Origin of the sequence: Rhizobium sp. LjRoot98 (assembly GCF_964252935.1) — a bacterium.
GTDB lineage: Bacteria > Pseudomonadota > Alphaproteobacteria > Rhizobiales > Rhizobiaceae > Pararhizobium.
Genome location: NZ_CAXUPW020000047.1, coordinates 1 through 2,256 on the forward strand (window position 1 = coordinate 1; position 2,256 = coordinate 2,256).

At 57.2% G+C, this 2,256-nt stretch carries 1 protein-coding gene; it reads left to right on the top strand.

What is annotated here, in order from left to right:
• Nucleotides 1–665 precede the first annotated feature (665 nt).
• Complete coding sequence (gene ltrA, locus ACSQ3J_RS31245) at nucleotides 666–2,180, top strand: group II intron reverse transcriptase/maturase (protein ID WP_436041184.1); 1,515 nt, start codon at nucleotides 666–668, stop codon at nucleotides 2,178–2,180.
• The last annotated feature ends 76 nt before the right edge of the window (nucleotides 2,181–2,256 follow it).

The window sequence follows — 2,256 nt, forward strand, 5'->3', positions numbered from 1 at the left end:
GTGCGCCTCGCCCCAATCGGGGAGGCATATGACTGGAATGCAAAGAGAAAGGAGGGTCTCGAGATTTGCCTGTCCCCTGCTGCGAGGGGACATGAGCCCAAGCGGCGGTGACCTGCCGTCAACTGGCAGGGTGACGTAGCCCGCAGGTAAAGGGGATTGAGGCGAAGTCGTTACGCCAAGATGGTTCCCGAGGCTATAGTATTGGAAGGTTGAGGAACACGAACCGGTTAACTCGCATCTGAGGGCTGAAAGGTCGCCTTCGCCTACACGGCTTAACAGGCGGAATGCTGATGATGTCGCCAGACACGTACGACGGCGTGCATCTGCAAGCGAGCACAGATGTAAGGATGCTCGCGGTGGGTCATGGGGAGAATGCAGCCAGACCATGACATCGGCATCGACTTGCGGAACGCAAGGGAAAAGACTGCGACCGGCAGCCTCACCAATACGCTGACGTCCAGCATATGAACGAGGGAAGGCATGATGGAATGACAACGAAGTATTGCGTCGCAAGGGAGTTGACCCTGATGTCCATCATGTTGGCGGAGTTCTCGTAGTAGTCCGCGGCAGGGAAAGCCTGCCACATGGCGAAGGGGAACAGTTCAAATTGCTTGAAGTGCAAACTATCTGACCAAGAGAGGTGAAGACCTTTGATAATCAGCGAAATGCAGCACAAGCTCGCAACATGGGCCAAGAGCGATCCAAACCGAAGGTTTGATCGGCTTCTTCGGCTGATTGCCAACCGGGAATGGCTTGCCGAGGCCGCTCGGATGGTTCTTGCGTCAAGTGGCGCACGAACGCCGGGTATCGACGGAATGGACAAGCAAAGACTGCAGGTCAAACTGGATCAGCATCTGGACGACCTGCGGGCAAGCCTGCTGGAGGAGAGTTATCGCCCCCAGCCGGTCAAGCGCATCTATATCCCGAAACCCAACGGCAAGCTACGACCATTGGGTATTCCGACCCTGACGGATCGCATCGTTCAACGCGCCATGCTGATGGCCATGGAGCCGATCTGGGAGAGCGATTTCCATCGTTTATCCTATGGCTTCCGGCCGGAACGGAGCGTGCATCATGCCGTCCGCACCGTAAGGATACAGCTTCAGGATGGAGCCGACACGACGAGGGGCCGCTGGATCATCGAAGGTGATCTGGCCAGCTACTTCGACACGGTCCATCACCGGCTGCTTCTAAGATGCGTGCGGCGACGGGTGCAGGACGGACGGTTCGTCGATCTTCTCCAACGGTTCCTGAAGTCAGGCCACATCGACCGTGGCCTGTTTACAGCCTCCAGCGAGGGTGTTCCGCAAGGTGGCGTCCTGTCACCGCTCCTGTCCAACATCATGCTCCACGAGTTTGATATGTGGCTAGAGGCGAAATATTTGAGCGACAAGGCCCGCAAGGACCGATGGGCATGGAACTTCGGCATCAAGCAGGGCCGCCCCATCACGGTTCGCGAGAACCGGCAATGGAAACCGGCTGTTGCCTATTGCCGATACGCTGACGACTTCGTCGTGATCGTAAAAGGAACCAGGGCTCAGGCAGAGGAAATCCGCGAGGAATGCCGGGCGTTTCTGGAAGGTGAGTTGAAGTTGGCGCTGAACATGGAGAAGACCCATGTCACGCACGTCAATGACGGCTTCGTCTTTCTGGGGCACCGGATCATCCGCAAGCGTGGGGCACATGGACGGATGTCCATCGTCACGACGATACCCAGGGAAAAGGCAAAGGGGTTTGTCCACAGACTGACCGAAACCCTTTCCGGCAATCATAGTGTCAGTACGGTCGACATGATCGCAGGCCTGAACCGCCAACTGGTGGGATGGGCGGCGTTCTACAAGTTCACCGACTTCACGGCGTACGTCTTCCGGCGCATCGACCATGTCGTGTTCTGGAAAATGGCGCATTGGCTGGGACACAAGTACCGATCCCGCATCAAACCCTTGATGCGGAAATGGGTCAGGGTCCCCGAACCGGGCAAGGCGAAAACCTGGCTCGTGTTTGGTCGAAACGAACGCGGTGACCCCGTCGGAAAAGCGCTGCAACGGCTTGTCTCAAGCCCAAAGGCGCAATTCCGATGGAGAAATCCGGAAGAGAACCCATACATCTTCCGGATCGAAGACCGCAACACCGTCACATCGCACTACCATGACGTTGCCATGGCCATGGGCCAAGCTTGAATGGAGAGCCGTATGCGCTGAAAGGTGCAAGTACGGTTCGGGGAGGAGAAGCGCTTCTGCGCTTCTTACTCCACTC